Source organism: Sphingobium sp. SJ10-10 (assembly GCF_036038995.2).
Classification (GTDB): Bacteria; Pseudomonadota; Alphaproteobacteria; order Sphingomonadales; family Sphingomonadaceae; genus Sphingobium.
In genome coordinates this window covers 441,380-456,060 of record NZ_CP158132.1, presented here as the reverse complement: position 1 = coordinate 456,060, position 14,681 = coordinate 441,380, and the positions used below count along the sequence as shown (strand labels likewise).

At 62.8% G+C, this 14,681-nt stretch carries 14 protein-coding genes; 13 read left to right on the top strand and 1 reads right to left on the bottom strand.

The window, feature by feature from the left end; all coding sequences use genetic code 11:
• Window positions 1-108: 108 nt before the first annotated feature.
• The 12 genes from VVT58_RS02155 (at window position 109) to VVT58_RS02100 (ending at window position 13,618) form a co-directional block, all read left to right on the top strand.
• Window positions 109-1,647, top strand: coding sequence for a serine protease (locus VVT58_RS02155; protein ID WP_327751713.1), 1,539 nt, complete (start codon window positions 109-111; stop codon window positions 1,645-1,647).
• Between the two features lie 218 nt (window positions 1,648-1,865).
• Window positions 1,866-2,420 (top strand): F0F1 ATP synthase subunit delta, encoded by a 555-nt coding sequence (locus VVT58_RS02150; RefSeq protein WP_327751840.1) that lies wholly within the window; start codon window positions 1,866-1,868, stop codon window positions 2,418-2,420.
• A gap of 2 nt (window positions 2,421-2,422) precedes the next feature.
• Window positions 2,423-3,952, top strand: a complete 1,530-nt coding sequence (gene atpA / locus VVT58_RS02145; protein ID WP_327751712.1) for a F0F1 ATP synthase subunit alpha — start codon at window positions 2,423-2,425, stop codon at window positions 3,950-3,952.
• 128 nt (window positions 3,953-4,080) lie between these two features.
• Window positions 4,081-4,707, top strand: a complete 627-nt coding sequence (locus VVT58_RS02140; RefSeq protein ID WP_327751710.1) for a LysE family translocator — start codon at window positions 4,081-4,083, stop codon at window positions 4,705-4,707.
• A gap of 3 nt (window positions 4,708-4,710) precedes the next feature.
• Entirely contained in the window at window positions 4,711-5,595 is an 885-nt protein-coding gene (locus VVT58_RS02135) for a F0F1 ATP synthase subunit gamma (protein ID WP_327751709.1), read from the top strand.
• 24 nt (window positions 5,596-5,619) lie between these two features.
• Window positions 5,620-7,065: a F0F1 ATP synthase subunit beta gene (gene atpD / locus VVT58_RS02130; RefSeq protein ID WP_066558844.1), complete on the top strand. Its 1,446-nt coding sequence runs from the start codon at window positions 5,620-5,622 to the stop codon at window positions 7,063-7,065.
• Between the two features lie 156 nt (window positions 7,066-7,221).
• Window positions 7,222-7,476: an ATP synthase F1 subunit epsilon gene (locus VVT58_RS02125; protein ID WP_327751708.1), complete on the top strand. Its 255-nt coding sequence runs from the start codon at window positions 7,222-7,224 to the stop codon at window positions 7,474-7,476.
• 124 nt (window positions 7,477-7,600) lie between these two features.
• Window positions 7,601-9,571, top strand: coding sequence for a hypothetical protein (locus tag VVT58_RS02120; RefSeq protein ID WP_327751707.1), 1,971 nt, complete (start codon window positions 7,601-7,603; stop codon window positions 9,569-9,571).
• Window positions 9,568-10,131 carry a hypothetical protein gene (locus tag VVT58_RS02115; RefSeq protein ID WP_327751706.1) on the top strand — a complete coding sequence of 188 codons (564 nt, stop codon included), beginning with the start codon at window positions 9,568-9,570 and terminating at the stop codon, window positions 10,129-10,131. The genes VVT58_RS02120 and VVT58_RS02115 overlap by 4 nt, the downstream gene beginning before the upstream one ends.
• A 72-nt stretch (window positions 10,132-10,203) precedes the next feature.
• Window positions 10,204-11,730 (top strand): CpaF family protein, encoded by a 1,527-nt coding sequence (locus VVT58_RS02110; protein WP_066558849.1) that lies wholly within the window; start codon window positions 10,204-10,206, stop codon window positions 11,728-11,730.
• Window positions 11,731-11,855: 125 nt separating this feature from the next.
• Window positions 11,856-12,662, top strand: coding sequence for a methyltransferase (locus VVT58_RS02105; protein WP_327751705.1), 807 nt, complete (start codon window positions 11,856-11,858; stop codon window positions 12,660-12,662).
• A gap of 137 nt (window positions 12,663-12,799) precedes the next feature.
• The gene (locus tag VVT58_RS02100; RefSeq protein ID WP_405053732.1) at window positions 12,800-13,618 is read left to right on the top strand and encodes a DMT family transporter; all 819 of its coding nucleotides are present in this window, start codon (window positions 12,800-12,802) and stop codon (window positions 13,616-13,618) included.
• On the opposite strand, the gene VVT58_RS02095 is transcribed toward VVT58_RS02100, so the two are convergent.
• Window positions 13,610-14,041, bottom strand: coding sequence for an OsmC family protein (locus VVT58_RS02095; RefSeq protein WP_327751703.1), 432 nt, complete (start codon window positions 14,039-14,041; stop codon window positions 13,610-13,612). The two genes, VVT58_RS02100 and VVT58_RS02095, sit on opposite strands and share 9 nt — an antisense overlap.
• A gap of 87 nt (window positions 14,042-14,128) precedes the next feature.
• On the opposite strand from VVT58_RS02095, the gene VVT58_RS02090 reads away from it, so the two are divergent.
• Entirely contained in the window at window positions 14,129-14,509 is a 381-nt protein-coding gene (locus VVT58_RS02090) for a PRC-barrel domain-containing protein (RefSeq protein WP_327751702.1), read from the top strand.
• Window positions 14,510-14,681: the final 172 nt, after the last annotated feature.

The window sequence follows — 14,681 nt, the reverse complement described above, 5'->3', positions numbered from 1 at the left end:
CATAGCTGATGGGAAGACATCAGACTTCCCGCCGCTTGCGGTCAAAAAGCGGTTTCGCGCATTTCCGCATTGCCTCAATCCCACCATCGCATATGAATGCCGCCAATCATGGTCGCACTACTCCGTCGCCTCGCCCTAATCCTTGCTCTTGCCGCGCCCTTGAGCGCGCGCGCCGAGCAGCAGGATATCGCCGCCGCCGCCCGCGGGGTGGTCCGCGTCGTGCTGGTGGCGACCAACGGCTCCGACGCCTATTTCGTGGGGCATGGCAGCGGCTTTGCGGTCGCGCCGGACAAGATCATCACCAACGCCCATGTGGTCGAGCTGATGCGGGAGGAAAAAAATCTCGTCATCGGCGTCATCCCTTCGGAGGGGACCAAGACCTATGGCGGCAAGATCATCGCCTTTTCGGCCGGCAACGACCTGGCGCTGATCCAGTTGGAGGAAGGCAGGCTGCCGGTCAGCACCTTCTACGCTGGGGCGGTCAGCGATGGGCAGCATGTCACCGCCATAGGCTATCCCGGCACGGTCGACCGCGCCCAGGGTCTGGGCCTCAAGCAGTTGGTCGAACCGCTGGGCACGGTGAAGACCAGCGGCAATGTCTCCTCCGGCCGGGCGAGCCAGAATTTCGATACGGTGCTGCATACCGCGCCGCTCGCGGCGGGCAATAGCGGCGGCCCGCTGGTGGACGATTGCGGCCGGGTGCTGGGGGTCAACAGTTTCGGTTCCGTGTCGGACGGCAATGATGCGGAGTTCGGATTTGCGGTGTCGTGGCGGGAAATCGCATCCTTCCTGCGGCAAGCAGGCGTTGCATCGCTGCATACCGTCGTCCCCTGCCGGTCGATGGCGGAAGCGGACGCCGCCGAAGCCGCCCTCACCCAGCGCGAGGATGCGCGGAGCGAGCAATCCGAACGCGCCCGCGCCGATGCCCGCGAAGCCGCGATCAACAAGGCCCGCGACACCGCCGAGCGCGATGTCATCTCCGCCCGGGAGAACGCCATGGCCGGCGCGGCTGTGCTGCTGGCGCTGGCCGTGCTGGGGCTTGGCGCGGGCGGCCTTTTCTACAGCCAGGGACGGGAAAAACGCGCGACCTGGTGGCTGGCGGGCGGCGGCCTGCTGCTGTTCGGCGCGATCGGGCTGTTCTTCCTGAAGCCAAGCTTCTCCAGCATCGACGAACGCATCCAGTTGCCCGAGGACAAGAGCGTCACCGGCAACAATGCCTATGCCTGGGCAGGCGACAATATCTGTCGCGTGGACGTGAATCGCAGCCGGCTCACCATATCGGAACCCAATGACATCGGGTTCCACTGGGCCGAAGGCGGCTGCGTCGACGGCAACACCCAATATGTCTCGTCCGGCACCGGCTGGCAGCGGGCGAACGTGCCCGACGACCATGGTTTCGTGACGGTCAGCCGCTTCGATCCAGCCACGGGCATGCTGCGAGTCCAGCGCTGGCTGCCCGATATCGACACCATGGCCAAGATCCGTGCGCTTGGGGACGGGCCGATCAAGGGCTGCGGCAGCGATTCCACGCTGCTGGCGAAAATCGCCTCGTTGCAGAGCGATCTTGCCGCCCTGCTGCCCGCCCAGCCCAATGAGCGCATCGTCTATCATTGCCAAAAGGGTCGGCTCGCTCCGGCCGTCCGGTGAAGACGGCCTATAAAATCCTCGATTCGGGCGTCATAAAAACTCAGTCAAATCGCGATGTTTTCATCCGAACGGTCGAATCGCGTTCCATGACTTGCATAGTCACAATCCCACTGCTAACCGGCCCCCCAACAGGGGACCGGGACGGATCAGAACCGCGCCCCCTTTTTGCATGACCGGCAAATCAAATGCCAGGAAATCAAGTGGAGGACGGTAAGCGCGTGGAGACTACCGGCGGTATTCAGGCTAGCCTCAGCGGCCGCTATGCGGTGGCGCTGTTCGATCTGGCCCGCGACGGCAAGACGCTCGACACCGTCGCGGCGAGCTTGGCGGCGCTCAAGGCGGCTTTGGCCGAATCGACTGATTTCAAGGGGTTGATCAACAGCCCCGTCCTCAGCCGCGACGCAGCAGGCAAGACGATCGCGGCAGTCGCATCCTCCATGGGGATCGATGCGCTGACGACGAAATTTCTCGGCGTGCTTGCTGAGAACCGTCGCCTGTCGCAGCTTCCCGCCGTCATCCGCGCCTATGAGACGCTGCTGTCGAATCACAAGGGCGAAGCCCGCGCCGAAGTGACGAGCGCCCATCCGCTCAGCAAAACCCAGATTACCGCTCTGCAAAAGAGCCTCAAGGCCCGTGTCGGCCGCGACGTCGCGGTCGATGAAAAGGTCGATCCCGCGATCCTGGGCGGGCTGGTCGTCAAGATCGGCAGCCAGATGATCGATTCCTCCATCCGCACCCGTTTGAATAGTCTCGCTTTGGCGATGAAAGGCTGAACATGGATATCAACGCCGCAGAAATTTCGAAGGTCATCAAGGACCAGATCGCCAATTTCGGCACCGAAGCGCAGGTGAGCGAAGTCGGTTCCGTGCTGACCGTGGGTGACGGCATCGCCCGCGTCCATGGCCTAGACAACGTCCAGGCGGGCGAAATGGTCGAGTTCGCCAACGGCGTGCAGGGCATGGCGCTGAACCTCGAAGCCGACAATGTCGGCGTCGTGATCTTCGGCTCGGACGCCGAGATCAAGGAAGGCGACACCGTCAAGCGTACCGGCACCATTGTGGACGTGCCGGTCGGCAAGGGTCTGCTCGGCCGCGTTGTCGACGGCCTCGGCAACCCGATCGACGGCAAGGGTCCGATCGAGTATACTGAGCGCAAGCGCGTCGAAACGAAGGCTCCGGGCATCATCCCCCGCAAGTCGGTGCACGAACCCGTGCAGACCGGCCTCAAGGCCATCGACGCCCTCGTCCCCGTCGGCCGCGGCCAGCGCGAGCTGATCATCGGCGACCGCCAGACCGGCAAGACCGCCGTCGCGATCGATACCTTCATCAACCAGAAGGGCATCAACGCTTCGGGTGACGAAAGCAAGAAGCTCTACTGCATCTACGTCGCCATCGGCCAAAAGCGCTCGACTGTCGCGCAGATCGTCAAGCAGCTCGAAGAAAATGGCGCGATGGAATATTCCATCGTCGTCGCCGCCACCGCTTCGGAGCCCGCTCCGCTCCAGTATCTGGCGCCCTATACCGGCGTCACCATGGGCGAATATTTCCGCGACAACGGCATGCATGCCGTGATCGTGTATGACGACCTTTCCAAACAGGCCGTCTCCTATCGCCAGATGTCGCTGCTGCTGCGCCGTCCTCCGGGCCGCGAAGCCTACCCCGGCGACGTGTTCTACCTGCACAGCCGCCTGCTGGAGCGCGCGGCGAAGATGAACGACGCCAACGGCGCCGGCTCGCTGACCGCGCTGCCGATCATCGAGACGCAGGCGGGCGACGTGTCGGCCTACATCCCGACCAACGTAATCTCGATCACCGACGGCCAGATCTTCCTCGAAACCAACCTCTTCTACCAGGGCATCCGTCCGGCCATCAACGTCGGCCTGTCGGTGTCGCGCGTCGGCTCGGCCGCGCAGACCAAGGCGATGAAGAAGGTTTCCGGCTCGATCAAGCTGGAGCTGGCCCAGTATCGCGAAATGGCGGCCTTCGCCCAGTTCGGCTCGGACCTCGACGCTTCGACCCAGAAGCTGCTGAACCGTGGCGCCCGCCTGACGGAACTGCTCAAGCAGGCCCAGTTCTCGCCGCTGCCCTTCGAGGAGCAGACCGCGTCGATCTTCGCGGGCACCAACGGCTATCTGGACAGCGTGCCGGTCAAGGATGTGACGCGGTATGAGGAGCTGATGCTCGCTTACCTGCGCCACGACCATGCCGATGTCCTCGCCGCGATCCGCGACAGCAAGGATCTGGGTGATGAGCCGAAGGCGAAGCTGAAGGCGGCGCTCGATAGCTTCGGCAAGACTTTCGCGTAAAAGCACCAACCCGTCATTCCCGCGAAGGCGGGAACCCACCTCCTGACCGAGCGCCCAGACGCAACGCAAGGGAGATGGATCCCCGCTTCCGCGGGGATGACGGAAAAAGGAAGAACGAAGCTTCGATAATGCTGACTGCCCATTCCCTCCTTGCCTGGACCGTCATGGCGATCGGTCTGGTGCTGCTGCCGGGACCGGACACCATGTTGGTGGCTGGTCACGCGGCACGGCGCGGGCTGAAGGCGGGAATGGCGGCGATCGGCGGCATCCAGCTCGGCGGGCTGTTCTACATGGCGCTGTGCGGCTTCGGCTTCCTGAGCGTGCTGAACGCGGTGCCGGGGCTGTTCATGGCGGTGAAGATCGCGGGCGCGATCTACCTCGCCTGGCTCGGCCTTTCGATGCTGCGCGGCGCCGTGAAGCCCTCGCCCGCTTCGGAAGCGCCCAAGCTGCGGATCGGCGGATCGCCCTTCGCTCAGGGTTTCATCAGCACCGTGCTGAACCCGAAGGTCGCGATCTTCTTCCTCGCCGCGCTGCCGCAGTTCGTCGGCACCGGCCCGGACGCGCCGTGGCAGGGCATGCTGCTGATCGCGATCGTTTATGGGCTGGGCTTCTTCTGGTGCGCCCTTCTGGCGGCCCTTGCCACCAAGGCGGGCCGCAAGGTCGGGCAGAGCAGCGCGATGCGCTGGTTCGAAGGCGCCATGGGCGTCGGTTTCTTTGGTCTCGCGGGCCGTCTGGCCCTTGCTCGGAATGTTTGAACTATGGCTAGCCTCAAGGAACTGAAGCTGCGCATCGGGTCGGTGAAGTCGACCCAGAAGATCACCAAGGCCAAGCAGATGGTCGCCGCCGCGAAGCTGCGCAAGGCGCAGGCCGCAGCTGAAGCCGCCCGCCCCTATAGCAGCCGTCTGAAGGCAGTCGTCGCCTCGCTGGCTTCGAAGATCGCCGGCGGTTCGGGCGAAGGCGCCTCCCCGCTGCTGGCCGGCACCGGCAAGGATGAAGTCCATCTGCTGGTCGTCGCCAACTCCGACCGTGGTCTGGCCGGCGCGTTCAACGCGAACATCGTCAAGGCCGCCCGCGCCAAGGCGCAGGAACTGATCGACGCGGGCAAGACCGTCCGCTTCTATCTGATCGGCCGCAAGGGCCGTCCGGTCATCAACCGCACCTTCCCCGGCATGATCGTCGCCCAGTTCGACACCACCGGCGCCAAGGAACCCGGCTATTCGCAGGCCGAAGAAATCGCGCATGAGCTGACGCAGATGTATCTGAACGGCAAGTTCGACGTCGCGCATCTCTTCTTCTCGCGCTTCAAGTCGGCCCTCGCTCAGATCCCGACCGAGCAGCAGATCATCCCGGTCAAGATCCCCGAGGACGCCGACCGCAACGCCATCGCCGCGACGGTGGAATATGAGCCGAGCGAGGAAGCGATCCTCGACGACCTGCTGCCGCGCAACATCACGGTGCAGATCTTCAAGGCGCTGCTGGAAAACAACGCGTCCGAACAGGGCGCGTCGATGACCGCCATGGACAATGCGACGCGCAATGCCGGCGACCTCATCAACAAGCTGACCATTCAGTATAACCGCAGCCGTCAGGCCGCGATCACCACCGAACTCGTCGAAATCATCTCGGGCGCCGAAGCCCTCTAAGATCACGCACGCAAGGAAGCAGTCATGGCAACCACCAACAATGTAGGCCGCATCTCGCAGGTCATCGGCGCCGTCGTCGACGTGACCTTCCCCGATGCGGTGCCGTTCATTCTCTCGGCGCTGGAAACCAGCAACAACGGCCAGCGCCTGGTGCTGGAAGTCGCCCAGCATCTGGGTGAGAACACGGTTCGCACCATCGCGATGGACTCGACCGACGGTCTGACCCGTGGTCAGGAAGTGACCGACACCGGCGCGCAGATCCGCGTTCCGGTCGGCCCGGCCACGCTCGGCCGCATCCTGAACGTCGTCGGTGAGCCGATCGACGAGCGCGGCCCGGTGGAAACCACTCTCTCCGCGCCGATCCACGCCAAGGCGCCCGAGTTCGTCGACCAGTCGACCGACGCCAGCATCCTCGTCACCGGCATCAAGGTCATCGACCTTCTCGCCCCTTACGCGAAGGGCGGCAAGATTGGCCTGTTCGGCGGCGCGGGCGTCGGCAAGACCGTGCTCATCCAGGAACTGATCAACAACATCGCGAAGGGCCATGGCGGCACCTCCGTGTTCGCGGGCGTCGGTGAACGGACCCGCGAGGGCAACGACCTTTATCACGAGTTCCTCGACGCTGGCGTTATCGCCAAGGACGCCGACGGCAACGCGATTTCCGAAGGTTCCAAGGTGGCGCTGGTTTACGGCCAGATGAACGAGCCGCCGGGCGCCCGTGCGCGCGTCGCCCTGTCGGGCCTGACCATCGCGGAATATTTCCGCGATCAGGAAGGTCAGGACGTGCTGTTCTTCGTCGACAACATCTTCCGCTTCACCCAGGCGGGCGCGGAAGTGTCGGCTCTGCTCGGCCGTATTCCTTCGGCCGTGGGCTATCAGCCGACCCTCGCCACCGACATGGGCGCCCTTCAGGAGCGCATCACCTCGACCAACAAGGGTTCGATCACCTCGGTGCAGGCCGTGTACGTCCCCGCGGACGACTTGACCGACCCGGCGCCCGCGACCTCGTTCGCGCACTTGGACGCCACCACCGTTCTCAACCGCGCCATTTCGGAACTGGGCATCTATCCGGCGGTCGACCCGCTGGATTCGACCAGCCGCGTTCTGGAACCCCGCGTCGTGGGGCAAGAGCATTATGAAACCGCCCGCGCGGTTCAGGCGATCCTGCAGAAGTACAAGTCGCTTCAGGACATCATCGCGATCCTGGGCATGGACGAGCTGTCGGAAGAGGACAAGTTGACCGTCGCCCGCGCGCGCAAGATCCAGAAGTTCCTGTCGCAGCCCTTCCACGTTGCGGAGGTCTTCACCGGCATCTCGGGCAAGTTCGTCCAGATCGAAGACACGGTGAAGTCGTTCAAGGCCGTGGTCGAAGGCGAATATGACCACCTGCCCGAAAACGCCTTCTACATGGTCGGCGGCATCGACGAAGCCATCGAAAAGGCAAAGAAGCTGGCTGCCGAAGCGGCGTAAGACTTCTTATTCTCCCCTCCCTTTCAAGGGAGGGGATCAAGGGGTGGGTGGTGAGCGAAGCGAACCGGTAACCTATCCCGACAGGTTGCAGGCGATTGCTGCGCAATCGCATCCACCCCCGGCCCCTCCCTTAAAAGGGAGGGGGGAGTTTATTTGATGGCACTGCATTTCGAACTCGTGACCCCGGAAAAGCTCGTCCGCTCGGAAGAGGTCTATCAGGTGGTCGTCCCTGGCACCGATGGCGACTTCGGCGTGCTGGAGGGCCACGCGCCCTTCATGTCGACCGTCCGCGACGGCGCGATCCAGATCTTCGCCAGCGCGAGTTCCGCGCCTGAAGTCATCCCGGTTCGCGGCGGCTTTGCCGAAGTGAATGAAAAGGGACTGACCGTCCTTGCGGAGCATGCCGGCTGACAAGCCACAGAACGCCCGCTCCCGTCACAAGCAAAAGGCCGCCCCCCGTATCGGAGCGCGGCCTTTTTGGTTAGCAGCTCCTTAACTTTGCGCCGGTAATCGGATGCTCAATTGGGGAGTATCGATGTCCTATATGTTCCAAGACCTTGCAGGCCTTGCTCTCGCCACATTGCTGGCGCCGCTGGTCTTGTATTTGCCGGGTCTGGGCCTTGTCCGCCTGCTATCCCGAGCGGGACTTGCGATCGAAACCTATTGGCAGCGAATCGGCTGGGCCATGCTGCTCGGCCTCGCGATCCTGCCCGTCTTCGACACGCTGCTGATCCGCGTCGCGGGCATTCCGGGCATGCTCCTGTTGAACGGCATGCTCGCCCTTTGGGGGATGCCCTTGCTTAAGGGCCGGGACCGGATCACATACCTTATTCCCTTTCTTTTGCTTGCCCTCATCTGGTGGTTGATCTGCGCCTGGAGCCTCGTCGATGTCGACATAGAGGGTAAGCTTTATCAAAGCCTGATCGCGGTCGACATGGTCAAGCATGCCGCTGTGGTGGAGCAGATCGTCCACCACAGCATCCCGTTTGGAGATCCCTTTTTCGCGCGTGATGGCATCGCAGGCTATTATCATTATTTCTATGCATGGCCCGCCGCGATCAAATGGATTGGCGGAGAAGCGATCAGCGCCCGCATGGCTTTCAGCGGTACGATCTACTGGACAGGTTTCGGCGTGGTGGCGCTCCTTTGGCGCGTTGCCGCCGATGCCGCCTTCATCCGTCCCGGTCGCGGCCCACGCCTGTTGCTGTTGGCCGCCATCCTGTGTTTCGTCGCGGGCGCCGACCTGTTGTTCATGCTTTTGCGCTATCTTGTGGTCCATCGCATCGAACCGGAACTCGATAGCTGGAACACGGAAATCCGCATGTTGGGGACGTCCGTTCTTTGGGTGCCGCATCATGTATCCGCGATGGCCGCTACATGGACAGGGATGTTGCTGGTAACACGGGCCACGCCACGTAACCGGCTATTGCTCGGCTCGGCAGCGGGAGCCGCCTTCGCGACCATGTTTGGCGAGTCGGTATGGATCGCCCTGGCCATTGCGCCGCTGCTCATGGGGTGGACAATCCTGCGATTGTCGCGACGGGACTTCACGCTATTCATAGCGGGGGCGATCGCTCTCCTGCTGTCGTTCCCGCAATTGCACGACATCATTCACGGCCGCGCGCCAGAAACCTTTCCTATCGCCTTCAGCGTCCGGCCCTTCACTGTTCTCTTCGCGGCCGATACGCCGACGACGCAGCTTTGGTGCTTGATCCTTCTCCCCCTTAACTATGGGCTGGAATTCGGCCTTTGCGGTCTGGGCGCCTATCTCTACTGGCGCAGGCACCGGCGGCCGGACAGCCAGGGTCTGGCCGTTCGCCAACTTCTGTTGTGGAGCACGATCACCGCGCTATTTATCGCCAGCTTCTTCAAATCCGTCATCATCAACAATGATCTGGGCTGGCGCGCCGTTCTTTTTCCCGTAATGGCGGTGCTGATCTGGACCCTGAGACTGGCTCAGAGCGTCCCGTCCATCCGCCAACTCCACCCGATGGCGCTTGCACTTCTGGCATTGGGTTCAGCCGGAACAGCCTGGGATCTGTTTGGCATGCGCCTCATTCGACTGCCCCTGTTTGCGGTACGGCCGATCGGGCTCAATAACTCCCCGTCCACCAGCTATGCGCAACGACAGGCCTATGAATGGGCAGATCGCCATCTGCCGCCCGATGCCGTGTTGCAGCACAATCCCTCCATTACGTTAAGAGCCGTCGATTTCGGTCTTTACGGTCGCCATTGGCCTGCCGTCGCTGATGAGCAGGCCTATCTTTTCGGCGCCGGGGTAAAAGCGACCGCAGATCGCATGGCCTTGCTGTCTCCGATCTTTACCCGCCCTCTCCCCGCACAGGACACCCTCCGCCGCGTCCGCACCGCGCATATCGACTATCTGCTGTTCGCTCAGCGCGATCCAATCTGGCGCCTCCATGGCGGACCGCCCGCAGCCTTCCCCTGCGTATATCGCTCGCAGTTCATCTGCATCGCCCCCGTGCCAAAGGCTGATCGTCCATGAAAACCCTCATCACGCTCGTCCTCGCCTATGCGCTGACGATGGCGATCGGCTTCCTCCTTTATATCGGCCTGATCCGCAGCCCGTTGCTAAGCGATGTCGGCATCCTCTTCTATCGGGGGATCATCATCGCGGGCCTTGCCGCCCTGCTGATGCTGATCGCTGGCCTGCTGCTACGTCACCGGCCGCGATTGGACCATCCCACCCTGGTCGGCGCGATTGCCCTCTCGCTGTCTTTCAACATCTGCTTCCTCATCACCTTCCCCGTGACCTTCGACCGGTCGATCACCATGTTCCTGCTCGCCCGGATCGAGCGCCATGACGGGGCGTTGGACACCGCCAGGCTGGAGCAGCTCTATGTGCGGGAATATCTGGGCGATATGCGCCAGATCGACCGGCGCGTGGCGGAACAGACCCTGTCCGGCAATATCCGCATCGACCAGGGACGCATCCATATCACCCCGCAGGGGCGGCGCCTGCTGGCCGGTGGGCGGATGATCGGTGGCTGGTTCGGCGCCGACCCGCGTTTCGTTACCGCGCCTTCGCCGGCTCCACGCCATTAGCCATTTATCAAAGTTTCCACTCTATTCACCTTTAACAATCAGAGCTGATCCAGATCATTTCGGCGGAGAATTATGAGCGCGTTTGGACGAAAAAATGGACCCGCCGGCATCAAGCCGGGTTTCGGCATCGCTCGGCCAATGCAGGGAGGCGCGCCCAAGGAGGAGATCAAGGGCGGCGAGCAATTCCCGCCGCTGGACATGACGGCGCTGCCCACGGACGCCCCGCTCGATCCCCTTTCCGCGCCGACCGGCCAGATGCTGCGCAATGCCGATGCGATGCAGCGCCTGTCGGATCGCGCCAATGCCGAACATGCCGTCGATACCGGGCCGCAGGGCTTTGAAGCATCAGTCCACAAGATCAAGGAGCAGGTGCTGCCCCGCCTGCTGGAGCGCGTCGATCCTGAAGCCGCCGCGACGCTGACCAAGGATGAACTGGCCGAGGAATTCCGGCCGATCATCATGGAAGTGCTGGCCGAACTCAAACTGACCCTGAACCGGCGCGAGCAGTTCGCGCTGGAAAAGGTGCTGGTCGACGAGCTTCTGGGCCTCGGCCCGCTCGAAGAATTGCTGTCCGATCCGGACGTCACCGATATCATGGTCAACGGCCCCGACCAGACCTATATCGAAAAGAAGGGCAAGCTCCAGATCGCGCCGATCAAGTTCCGCGACGAGGAGCATCTGTTCCAGATCGCCCAGCGCATCGTGAACAAGGTCGGCCGCCGCGTCGACCAGACCACGCCGCTGGCCGACGCCCGCCTGCCAGACGGTTCCCGCGTGAACGTGATCGTGCCGCCGCTGTCGCTGCGCGGCACCGCCATCTCGATCCGTAAATTTTCCGCCAAGCCGATCACCATCGACATGCTCGCCCAGTGGGGCGCGATGAGCCAGAAAATGGCCACCGCGCTCAAGATTGCGGGCGCCTGCCGCTTCAACATCGTGATCTCAGGCGGCACCGGTTCGGGCAAGACCACCATGCTCAATGCGCTCTCAAAGATGATCGATCCGGGCGAGCGCGTGCTGACCATCGAGGACGCGGCCGAACTGCGTCTGCAACAGCCGCACTGGCTGCCGCTCGAAACCCGTCCGCCAAACCTGGAGGGCCAGGGCGCGATCACCATTGGCGACCTCGTCAAGAACGCCCTGCGTATGCGTCCCGACCGCATCATCCTGGGCGAAATTCGTGGCGCGGAGTGTTTCGATCTGCTCGCCGCGATGAACACGGGCCATGACGGCTCCATGTGCACGCTCCACTCCAACAGCCCGCGCGAATGCCTGGGCCGTATGGAGAATATGATCCTGATGGGCGACATCAAGATCCCCAAGGAGGCGATTTCCAAGCAGATCGCGGACTCGGTCGACCTGATCGTGCAGGTGAAGCGCCTGCGCGACGGTTCGCGCCGCGTCACCAACGTCACCGAGGTGATCGGCATGGAAGGCGACGTGATCGTCACCCAGGAACTGTTCAAGTTCGAATATCATGACGAGGATGACAGCGGGAAGATCATCGGAGAATATCGCTCCATGGGCCTGCGTCCTTACACGCTCGACAAGGCGCGGATGTTCGGTTTCGACCAGCCTTTCCTGGAAGCCTGCCTGTAACGACCGGCCCGTAAAAGCCGATCTGTGACAATCTGTTGCCGGCGGGACATTTCTCGCCGGCCCGCTTGCGCCAGCCCCGCATCGCCGGCACATCATCCCCTCTCCCCGTGAAGAGAGGATTGCCGATGAACCGTCTCGCCCGCGCCGCCCTGTTGCTGACCGGCCTCTCCCTGCCCCTGCTTCCCCTGGCCGCCCAGCATTCGGGGCACCATCAGGCGGCCGATCCGATCGCAGCCGCAATTGCAGCCCCCAGCCGCACGCCTGCCAATATCGCGCGCGACAAATACCGCCACCCAGCCGAAACGCTCGCCTTTTTCGGGGTGAAACCAGACCAGACCGTGGTCGAATATGCCCCCAGCGGCGGCTGGTACACGGAAATCCTGGCGCCCTTGCTCCGCGACAAGGGTATCTTCTACGCGCTCCAGCCGACAGGCCGCTACCTGGACGGCTACAAGGCATTTCTGGCCGCAAAGCCGGAGATTTACGGCAAGGTGAAGCTGGTTCCCTTTCCCGACCAGACCAGCCTGATCCCGGCAGGCAGCGTCGACACGCTCCTCACCTTCCGCAATGTCCATAATATGGTGATGGGCGGCACCGAGACGGCGACGTTCAAGGCTTTCTACGATCTGCTCAAGCCGGGCGGGACGCTAGGTATCGTCGATCATCGCCTGCCCGAAGGGCGCGATACGGCGCAGGAAAAGACCAGCGGTTACCTCAAGGTTTCGACCATCCGCCGTCTCGCGGAAGCGGCCGGGTTCGAATATGCCGGATCGTCGGAGATCAATGCCAATCCCAGAGACACCGCCGATTGGGAGAAGGGCGTGTGGACGCTCCCCCCGACCCTGCGCAATGGGGAAGTCGACAAGGTGAAATATCTTGCCGTCGGGGAAAGCGATCGGATGACGCTGCGATTTCGCAAGCCGGTGAAGTAATCCGGCACCTAAGCTATTGCGTCCTCCCGCGGCGGGACTAAGGCGGTCGCGTGCCGTCCCTTTCCCCTTTCAGTCGTCCGCATCGCCCGCTCACCGCCATCGGCCTTCGGCTGGTCGCGGTGATCTGCCTGTCGATCATGTTCGTGACGGTCAGGCTGGTAGATGCACGCGGCGTGCATCTGGTCGAATCGCTGTTCTACCGGCAGGCGCTGGCGCTGCCCGTGGTCTTCGCCTGGATCGTTGCGACCACCGGCGCCGGATCGATCCGCACTCGGCGCATCGGGGTTCATGCCACGCGCATGGTCGTCGGCTTGACCGGCATGGTGCTGAATTTCCTGTCCTATATCCTGCTGCTCCCGGCGGAGGCGGTCACCATCGGTTTCACCATGCCGATCTTCGGCACCATATTGTCTGCCCTGATCCTGCGCGACGCGACTGGCGTGCACCGGTGGAGCGCCGTTCTGGTCGGATTTCTGGGCGTGATCGTGATGGTCCGGCCGGATGCGGGGCATTTCCCCGCAATCGGCGTCGCCGTGGCCCTTTCCGCCGCGTTCATCACCGCCAGCGTCAGCCTGCTTCTGCGCGAACTTGGGCGGACGGAAAATGCCGGGGTGATCGTCTTCTGGTTCACCCTGCTGTCCCTGCCGCCGCTGGGCGCTGCCCTGCCATTCTATGGACAGACCCATGACGCCGCGACCTGGGGGCTGCTGCTGCTGATCGGCGTGACGGGAGGGATCGCGCAAATCTGCATGACCGCCGCCTTGCGCTGGGCGCCTGTGTCGGTGGTGCTGCCGATGGACTATAGCTCGATCGTCTGGACGACGCTGCTCGGCTGGGCGATCTGGGGCAATTGGCCGATGACGACGACCTGGATCGGCGCGGCCCTGATCATTGCAAGCGGCCTTTATATCGCCTGGCGCGAACATGTCCGCGCCAGACGATTCCGATCAGCCTAGCAGTTCCGCATCCAGGCTGATCTGCGCATTCAGCAGCTTCGAAACCGGGCAATTGGCCTTCGCCTTGGCCGCCAGTTCCTGAAACTGCGCATCGTCCGCGCCCGGGATGGTCGCTTTCAGGCTCAGCCTGCTCGCGGTGATGGCGAAACCGCCCTCCTGCTGCTCCAGCGTCACGACGGCGTTCGTCTCCATCTTCTCCGCCGTCAGCCCGGCCTCACCCAAAATCAGCGACAGCGCCATGGTGAAGCAGGAGGCATGGGCGGCGGCGATCAGTTCCTCGGGATTGCTGCCCGGCACCCCTTCGAAGCGCATCGCAAAGCCATAGGGATGCGCGTCCAGCGCGCCGCTCTGGGTCGAAATCGCGCCCTTGCCGTCCTTCAGACCGCCGCTCCACACTGCCGATCCGCTGCGATTGATCTTCATGACCGTCCTCCTGTCTGCGGATGGGGAACCCCGCCGCCGCCCCTTGGTTTCATCACCATAGCGCGATTCTTTCGCAGGAGAGTGACAATGTCTGACTTAGTTGGGGCCGAATTGGCCGCGGAAAATCATCACGACCTGATCGCATCCGACCGGGTTGAAGGCACCACCGTCAATAATCGCCAGGGCGAGAAACTGGGCCATATCTCCAATTTCATGGTCGACAAGCGAAGCGGACAGGTGCGCTATGCCGCGCTGTCCTTCGGCGGCTTTCTGGGCATGGGCAACGATCATTATCCGCTGCCCTGGTCGATGTTGAGCTACGACACCGACAAGGGCGGCTATGTCGTCGATCTGGCTAAGGAAACCCTGGACGACGCGCCCCGGCATCTGCCCGACGAACGGCCCGATTATGACGACGCCTATGGCCGCAGCGTCTTCCAATATTATGGGCTGATCTACCCCTGGTGACGGGTCTCAAACGCCGTAGATGGGCGCACAAAGGAGGTATTGAGCGACCCTTCCGGCTACATGAACGCCAGATGAATCGGGCTGCCCAGATTCCGACACATTTTGTCGCTTGACCATTGTCTACTGGATAAATAGAATTATCTCTCCCTCGACAATAGGACGAGGATCTGAC

What these genes read in the sequence shown, in the direction of transcription:
- VVT58_RS02155 (WP_327751713.1), top strand. Translation starts at nt 109, where the DNA reads ATGGTCGCACTACTCCGTCGCCTCGCCCTAATCCTTGCTCTTGCCGCG.
- atpA (WP_327751712.1), top strand. Translation starts at nt 2,423, where the DNA reads ATGGATATCAACGCCGCAGAAATTTCGAAGGTCATCAAGGACCAGATC.
- VVT58_RS02140 (WP_327751710.1), top strand. Translation starts at nt 4,081, where the DNA reads ATGCTGACTGCCCATTCCCTCCTTGCCTGGACCGTCATGGCGATCGGT.
- VVT58_RS02135 (WP_327751709.1), top strand. Translation starts at nt 4,711, where the DNA reads ATGGCTAGCCTCAAGGAACTGAAGCTGCGCATCGGGTCGGTGAAGTCG.
- atpD (WP_066558844.1), top strand. Translation starts at nt 5,620, where the DNA reads ATGGCAACCACCAACAATGTAGGCCGCATCTCGCAGGTCATCGGCGCC.
- VVT58_RS02125 (WP_327751708.1), top strand. Translation starts at nt 7,222, where the DNA reads ATGGCACTGCATTTCGAACTCGTGACCCCGGAAAAGCTCGTCCGCTCG.
- VVT58_RS02120 (WP_327751707.1), top strand. Translation starts at nt 7,601, where the DNA reads ATGTCCTATATGTTCCAAGACCTTGCAGGCCTTGCTCTCGCCACATTG.
- VVT58_RS02115 (WP_327751706.1), top strand. Translation starts at nt 9,568, where the DNA reads ATGAAAACCCTCATCACGCTCGTCCTCGCCTATGCGCTGACGATGGCG.
- VVT58_RS02110 (WP_066558849.1), top strand. Translation starts at nt 10,204, where the DNA reads ATGAGCGCGTTTGGACGAAAAAATGGACCCGCCGGCATCAAGCCGGGT.
- VVT58_RS02105 (WP_327751705.1), top strand. Translation starts at nt 11,856, where the DNA reads ATGAACCGTCTCGCCCGCGCCGCCCTGTTGCTGACCGGCCTCTCCCTG.
- VVT58_RS02100 (WP_405053732.1), top strand. Translation starts at nt 12,800, where the DNA reads ATGTTCGTGACGGTCAGGCTGGTAGATGCACGCGGCGTGCATCTGGTC.
- VVT58_RS02095 (WP_327751703.1), bottom strand. Translation starts at nt 14,041, where the DNA reads ATGAAGATCAATCGCAGCGGATCGGCAGTGTGGAGCGGCGGTCTGAAG.
- VVT58_RS02090 (WP_327751702.1), top strand. Translation starts at nt 14,129, where the DNA reads ATGTCTGACTTAGTTGGGGCCGAATTGGCCGCGGAAAATCATCACGAC.